The sequence below is a fragment of the Streptomyces sp. NPDC017993 genome (assembly GCF_044328065.1).
GTDB lineage: Bacteria > Actinomycetota > Actinomycetes > Streptomycetales > Streptomycetaceae > Streptomyces.
In genome coordinates this window covers 107,415-113,935 of the sequence record NZ_JBIRGO010000024.1, presented here as the reverse complement: position 1 = coordinate 113,935, position 6,521 = coordinate 107,415, and the positions used below count along the sequence as shown (strand labels likewise).

The window sequence follows — 6,521 nt, the reverse complement described above, 5'->3', positions numbered from 1 at the left end:
CACCCGCTACGACAAACGAGCCCACCACTACAAAGCCCTGGTCACCCTCGCCTGCCTCCGACTGTGGCTCCCATGACTTTGCGGACACGCCCTAGGGGCAGCGACGGGAAGCGCCCTGGTGTTGATGCACATGCTGCAGCCAGGCCGCCGACCCACGTCCAGATGAGATGACGGGCTGTCCGTCGGCGCGAGCCTGCGCGGCGCAGGAACTCCACGACCACCCGGCCTCATCGAACACAACCGCGACAACGCGGCACAGGCACCAACACCGGGGACCGAGCAGGAACCAACCACGAGCCCCGCGCCGAAGGCCCGAGCACCTCCGGTGCGCGGGTGATGAGCGGTCAGCCCAACTGCGCCACACCGGCCCGCCGATCCTGGCCACCACGGGGCTTAAGGAACATTCGGTCCCTCGTCGTGGTTCAGGCACGCGCATCCACCCACGCCCGGGCGGCAGCACGTTCCCCGTGTGGAGTTGCCTTCGCAGCCGACCCACGAGCGAGACCAAGGTCCCTATGGCTGGAGGTCGCGCTGGTACCAAGTGCCTGACTTCCCGCCGAGATCGGCCGGGGTGGCAGGGCCAACCGAGACGAACCCGGCCTTGGCCAAGACCCTCTGGGACGCGGCGTTGTCGTGGGAGGTGGCCGCCCGCAGTGTGCGCAGGCCGTGCATCACTGTCGCCATCCCGCACAGCTCCCGGACGGACGCGGTCGCCACGCCGCGGCCGGCGACCCGCTCCGCGACCCGGTAGCCGAGTCTGGCAGTGCCGTCCTCCAAGTCGTACAGGTTGAACCTGCCGAGGACCGAGCCGTCCTCGGCAACGAGCACGTAGAAAGCGCAGATACCCGCCTCCTGCTCGGCCAGCGCAGCGTCGTACCGGTCGGTGAACTGGTCGAAGAAGTCGTCGCCGCGGTCGGAGATCGAGGCAGCGAAGTAGGTGCGGTTCGCCAGCTCGAAAGCCAGGACCGCCGGGGCGTGGCCGGCATCCAGCCGCCTCAGCTCGGGCAGCGGCGCGCTCGTACGAACGTCGGGCTGCGGCATTCAGTTCAGGGCAGGAACTTGTCGGCAAGGAGACGGGCGATGGCCCAGTCCTGCATGGCGACACCGACGGTCTTGAAGACGGTCCGCTTGCCGCGGACGGCTTCGGTTGCGGTCAGGGCGGTGCCGAGTTCGGTGAGGTCGTCCTGGGTGAGGGCCCCGGAATTGAGGGCATGGAGGATCTCCCCGGACTCGGCGAGGATCGCCTCGCGCTCGTCGATGATCACGGTGCTGGTGGCGAGGAGTTCATCGGGCAGCTCGCGCATGGTCGGGCGGAAGGCCCCGATGGCGTTGACGTGGACCTGGGCGGGCAGGGCCTGTTCGGCGAAGAGCGGGCTGGTCGCGGAGGTGGCGCAGCAGACGATCTCGGCGTCGCCGACCGCGGCTTCGGTGTCGGTGGCGGTGCGGATCTGCGTCCCCTTGAGTTCCGGGGCGAGCGTTTCGGCGAGGGCTTCGGCGCGGCGGGGGTCGGTGTCCACCACGGTCAGTTCGCTCAGGGGGCGCACGGTGTGGACGGCGCGGACCTGATCGGGGGCCTGGCCGCCCGCTCCGATGATGGTCAGGCGGCCGGCGGCCGCGGGCGCGAGGAGGTCGGTTGCGACGCCGACGGCGGCGCCGGTGCGCAGGGTAGTGACGGCTCCGGCGTCGGCGATCAGACTGTCGGTGCGGCCGGTCTCGGTCCACACCACGGTGCCGGCGATGGCGGGCGCGCGGTCGAAGTTCAGGCTCAGCGTCTTAATCATGGCTGAGGCGGAGGCGCGGTGATGGGCGGACATCACCAGGAACTGGCCGTCGCGCAGCGCGGTACGGGTGGGCATCTCGAACTCGCCGGCAGCCAGATCGAGGAAGCCGCTGCGCACAGCCTCGATGGCCTCGCGCATGGTGACGGCTTCGCGGATTTCGCGGGGGTCGACGGTGACGCTCTGCATAGGGACTCCGCATCGTTGATGAGGGCTTTCCACCGGGTCCAAAGAGAGCAGAAGGGACCGCCGACGGTGTTGTCAACGGGCAGGACTCGCCGGACTGGCGGCCCGGGGCTGTCAGCCGACCGCTCCGGCATCCGGCCGCTGGCGCTGTGTGGACATGCGGACCAGTTCCCTGCAGCAACCTGGTTCGCAGGGAACACCTGTTGAAGCTCAGCCCGCATCGACAATCACCGAACAAGCCGCTGACTGCGGCGCTAGGGTCCAATCGCGCAGCACGACGAGGAGCGGAGCGCATGACCGAGCGAACCACCTACCTCGACCCCGATCCACGCAACCCGCGTTCTCGGAGGATCAGCGTCCGGGCCTCCCGCTGGTACGCCACGGTCACGCTCGACTGCGGGAATGGCCCGCGCTGGGTCACCTTGTGGTTCCTTTCCCGTACGTTGACGCTGCCTTCGAAGCGCTGCGCGTAGCCGAGCTCGAGCAGGACTACGGCAGGCTACACGCGCTCGCCGACCGATTAGCCCTTCCCGTCGGTGATCGGCTTGCTCCCGGCGAGCGGGAGCAGATCCGCGAAATCGACTTCGACGCACCGCCGCAGGTGCACCGCCGCTGCGGCTAACTCCGAAGCCTCCATTCCCCGCCTTCCCCCACCCGTTGTGGGTGCTGAGCTGGTATGGGGACTATGTGCCGAGGAACAGGGCAAGAGAGTCGATCCGTGCACCGATCGGCCACAGATTCCTGGCCCTCTGGAATCGAGCGCGCCTGCTCAGGCGGTGACTTCGACTGCCGTAAGCGTCGGGGTTTCGGGAATCGATTCCTCTTGGTGGTCGGGCCCGCGGTGCAAGGCAGGGCGCGCGACGGTCAGGACGCCGCCGGCAGGAGCCCCCGCTCCACCGCCGCGTCCCGGACCTCTTCGTACAGGGCAGTGAGGGTCTCGCTGACCTGGACCCGCGGGAGTTGCAGGCGGTCGAGCGCGGTGGCGTCCGCGTCAACGTCCTGCCAGCCCTGTCCGGTGAGGAGTCGCATCAGCGCAGGGTTGAGGCGGTCCACGCCGCGCACCAGCCGCGCCTCCGGTGTGACGCCTTCCTCGTACTCGTGCCACAGGTCGAGGAATTCCGTTCCGAGCGTGCCCGGGAGAGGAGTGAAGCGGCGCTGGGCGACCTCTTCCTCGATGCGGGCCTTGTCGTGGGTGTGCTCGGCGCTGTGCTGGGTGGCCCACGCCGAGGGGTCTCCCGCCTCGATCTCCACGAGATCGTGCATCAGGCACATCTTGAGCATCCGCTCAAGCTCCAGCGCGTGCCCGAATTCCCGCTCGAACTGCTGGTGGAGCAGCCAGCTGACCATGGCCAGGTGCCAGGAGTGCTCCGCCACGCTTTCCTTGCGGTCGGCAGTGGCGTTGTTGTGGCGTTCAACTTCCCGTAAGCGAGCGCTGAAAGCGATGAAGTCGAATACCGCCCGGAGATCTCCCGGCATGCCGTTTCCCCAATCTTCTACATATTGTTGATGCGACCGCGTGATCGCCGAGCCGGACTCTAGCACCGGTGTACCGACCGTTCGCTTCAGGACAGTTGACGGGTCATTCGTGCGCCCGCCGGGCCATCACACCATCTCCGCCCCGGACCATTGCGATTCCGTGTCCAGAAATGATCGTTGACAGTTTTCCAGGCAAGTTATTACGTTCCTGTGAAAGCTATTGTCAACAAGCAACAGCGAGGGAATGAACTCGTATGGCAAAGTTCTACGCCGCGTCGGAACTAGATGGAACATTGACCGGATTCCGCTCCCGCGGCCCGGCGACACTCTCCGAATGCCTCGCTTCCGGCACGCTCTGGCAGCCGGTATTCCAGTGCACCATCATGGCAAACACCGCTGACGGCATGAGCGTCTTAACGGGCACCCGCCGGGCGGACAGCAACCCCACCCACCCCAACGTGATCAGCACGCCGACCAGCATGCTGCCGCTCGAATTCGCCCGATGTTACGCCGACGGCATGGCCTCGTCGGCGGCCGAGCTCGCCCCGGTACATCTCACCGAGCTGAGGGCGGACGACCTGCGGACCGTGGCCCGTTTCCCCGAGGAGGGGCAGCGCAACGTGGTCCCCGATCCGTCCTCCGCCCTCTCGTTCCTGGTGGGCGATCTGCTCGCCCGTAAGCTCGGCTGCGAGGCCGCCATGGAGGCCGCCTCCCGGGAAAAGCCGCTGGGTACCTGCCGGTTCTCCATGATCGGGGCCGGCTTCAGCTACGTCGCCGACCGCCCCACGGCCGACCCCGAGTCGCCCGAACCGCTCTTCGAACCGCTGCTGATGTTCGGCGCGGTCCTCGAACTGGACGACCCGGCCCTCATCCCCGAGAACACCTCCTCGTACAAGGACCTTTGCTGGACGTCGCCGGCGGACTACGCCGAGGGTGTGCGCACCAAGCGCATCGAGAGCTTCAACCCGAAGTTCCTGGGCCTGGCTGACGAGGCCGACAGCGACACGGTGACCGTGTGCGCCCGGGGCCTGTGCCTGCAGACCACCCATAAGGTGCTCGCGGGCCTCGGCTCGGCCCACGGCGGCGAGACCGCCGCCACCCGCGAGGCCGCCCCCGGTGCCCAGGCATGACGGCGCCGACAACCGGCCCCGTCCGGCCCGGCCAGGACCGGGGCGCGGCTCCACTGGACCCGGCCCTGGTCCGCAAGGACTTCCCGATCCTGGCCCGCATCGTCTCTGACGGTCGGCCGCTGATCTACCTGGACTCCGGCGCGACCGCCCAGCGTCCCGCCACCGTCCTGGACGCCGAACGGGCCTTCACCGAGACCTCCAACGCCGCCGTCCACCGCGGGGCGCACCAGCTCTCGGAGGAGGCGACCGAGGCGTACGAGGACGCCCGCGCCCGGGTGGCGGCGTTCGTCGGGGTCGCCCCCGGCGAGGTGGTCTTCACCAAGAACGCCACCGAGGGCATCAACCTCGTCGCCTACGCCATGAACAACGCCACGACCGCCGGACCGGAGGCCGCCCGTTTCCGCCTCGGGCCCGGCGACGAGATCGTGGTGACCGAGATGGAGCATCACGCGAATCTGGTGCCCTGGCAGGAGCTGTGCCGGCGCACCGGCGCCACGCTGCGCTGGCTGGGGGTCACCGACGACGGGCGGCTGGAGCTGGCCGGCCTGGACGAGGTGATCAACCCGCGGACCCGGCTGGTCGCCTTCACCCACCAGTCGAACGTGCTGGGTACGGTCAATCCCGTGCGCCGCATCGTGGCCCGCGCGGCCGAGGTCGGCGCGTTCACGCTCTTGGATGCCTGCCAGTCGGTACCGCACGCTGCTGTCGACCTGCATGCCCTCGGCGTGGACTTCGCGGTCTTCAGCGGGCACAAGATGCTCGGCCCGTTCGGCGTAGGGGTCCTCTACGGACGGCGCGAACTGCTGGAGATCATGCCGCCCTTCCTCACCGGTGGCTCGATGATCGAGGTCGTCCGGATGACGGAGGCGACTTATGCGCCGCCGCCCCAGCGTTTCGAGGCGGGCGTGCCGATGGTGTCGCAGGCGGTCGGGCTGGCGGCCGCGATCCGCTATCTGACCGACGTCGGCATGGACCGGATCACCGCGCACGAGCACCGGCTCACCGAGTTGGCGCTGCGCACCCTCACGGCCATGCCGGGGGTGCGGGTCCTGGGGCCGTCCACCATGGAAGACCGTGGTGGCGCGGTGTCCTTCGTCGTCGGCGGGGTGCATCCGCACGACGTCAGCCAGGTCCTGGACGCCCGCGGCATCGCGGTACGAGTGGGGCATCACTGCGCCTGGCCGCTGCACCGCCGGCTGGGCGTGCCCGCCAGCGTGCGCGCGAGTTTCTACCTGTACAACGGTCCCGAGGAGATCGCGGCGTTGGCGGCGGGCATCGAGGCGGCCCAGGCGCTTTTCGCGACGGGGGACGAAACGGAGGCCGTGGTATGCAGCTGACGGCAGAGAACCAAGCGGTCATCCTCGCGCACTACCGTGCCCCCCGGCACATCGGGCTGCGCGAGCCGTACGACACGGAGGTGCAGCACACCAACCCCACGTGCGGCGACGAACTCACCCTGCGCGTCCGGTTGACCGGTTCGGGCGCCGAGGCGGTCGTGGCCGACCTCTCGTACGAGGTTCAGGGCTGCTCGATCAGTCAGGCGTCGGCCTCGGTGATGGCCGGGCTCGTCCTGGGGCATCCCGTAGCGGAGGCCGAATCCCTGCATACGGAATTCGCCTCGCTCTTGCGTGAACGCGCGACGGAGGCGTCTGCCTGGCCTGCCCGGCTGGGTGATGCCGTGGCATTCCGGGACGTGGCTCGGCATCCCGCGCGGATCAAATGCGCACTGCTGGGCTGGGCAGCGCTCCGCAGCGCCCTGTCGTAAGCGGGCGGGCAAGCACGGCGTTTTGTCGCGGGCGGGGGTAGCGGTGATTGTGCCGGTGCCCCACTCGTGACACGAATAGCCCGGGACACGCGCCCATAAGCACGTCTTGGCTGTTTCATAAGGACACCTTGGGCCACATGGCGGCGGCATACCTATTGTTTTCGCTCCGTTTTGGTCGCCGCCATA

The 6,521-nt window shown here is 68.6% G+C and carries 7 protein-coding genes; 4 read left to right on the top strand and 3 right to left on the bottom strand.

Going from position 1 to position 6,521, the window contains the following annotated elements; genetic code table 11:
* Positions 1 to 513 precede the first annotated feature (513 nt).
* A complete protein-coding gene (locus ACH4FH_RS33140; protein WP_398559650.1) occupies positions 514 to 1,008 on the bottom strand; it encodes a GNAT family N-acetyltransferase in 495 nt (164 codons plus the stop codon).
* A 38-nt stretch (positions 1,009 to 1,046) separates the two neighbouring features.
* Entirely contained in the window at positions 1,047 to 1,967 is a 921-nt protein-coding gene (locus tag ACH4FH_RS33135) for an ornithine cyclodeaminase family protein (RefSeq protein ID WP_398559642.1), read from the bottom strand.
* 290 nt (positions 1,968 to 2,257) lie between these two features.
* On the opposite strand from ACH4FH_RS33135, the gene ACH4FH_RS33130 reads away from it, so the two are divergent.
* Complete coding sequence (locus ACH4FH_RS33130; RefSeq protein ID WP_398559641.1) at positions 2,258 to 2,437, top strand: hypothetical protein; 180 nt, start codon at positions 2,258 to 2,260, stop codon at positions 2,435 to 2,437.
* A 391-nt stretch (positions 2,438 to 2,828) separates the two neighbouring features.
* On the opposite strand, the gene ACH4FH_RS33125 is transcribed toward ACH4FH_RS33130, so the two are convergent.
* Positions 2,829 to 3,440: an HD family hydrolase gene (locus ACH4FH_RS33125; protein ID WP_398559640.1), complete on the bottom strand. Its 612-nt coding sequence runs from the start codon at positions 3,438 to 3,440 to the stop codon at positions 2,829 to 2,831.
* A 383-nt stretch (positions 3,441 to 3,823) separates the two neighbouring features.
* Here ACH4FH_RS33125 and ACH4FH_RS33120 point away from each other — a divergent pair, with 383 nt between their 5' ends.
* From ACH4FH_RS33120 to sufU, 3 genes are read left to right on the top strand one after another with little or no spacing between them, the layout of a single operon-like run.
* Positions 3,824 to 4,570 (top strand): hypothetical protein, encoded by a 747-nt coding sequence (locus tag ACH4FH_RS33120; RefSeq protein WP_398559639.1) that lies wholly within the window; start codon positions 3,824 to 3,826, stop codon positions 4,568 to 4,570.
* Complete coding sequence (locus ACH4FH_RS33115) at positions 4,567 to 5,907, top strand: cysteine desulfurase (protein ID WP_398559638.1); 1,341 nt, start codon at positions 4,567 to 4,569, stop codon at positions 5,905 to 5,907. Before ACH4FH_RS33120 ends, ACH4FH_RS33115 begins: the two co-directional genes overlap by 4 nt.
* Complete coding sequence (sufU, locus tag ACH4FH_RS33110; RefSeq protein ID WP_398559637.1) at positions 5,898 to 6,335, top strand: Fe-S cluster assembly sulfur transfer protein SufU; 438 nt, start codon at positions 5,898 to 5,900, stop codon at positions 6,333 to 6,335. The genes ACH4FH_RS33115 and sufU overlap by 10 nt, the downstream gene beginning before the upstream one ends.
* The last annotated feature ends 186 nt before the right edge of the window (positions 6,336 to 6,521 follow it).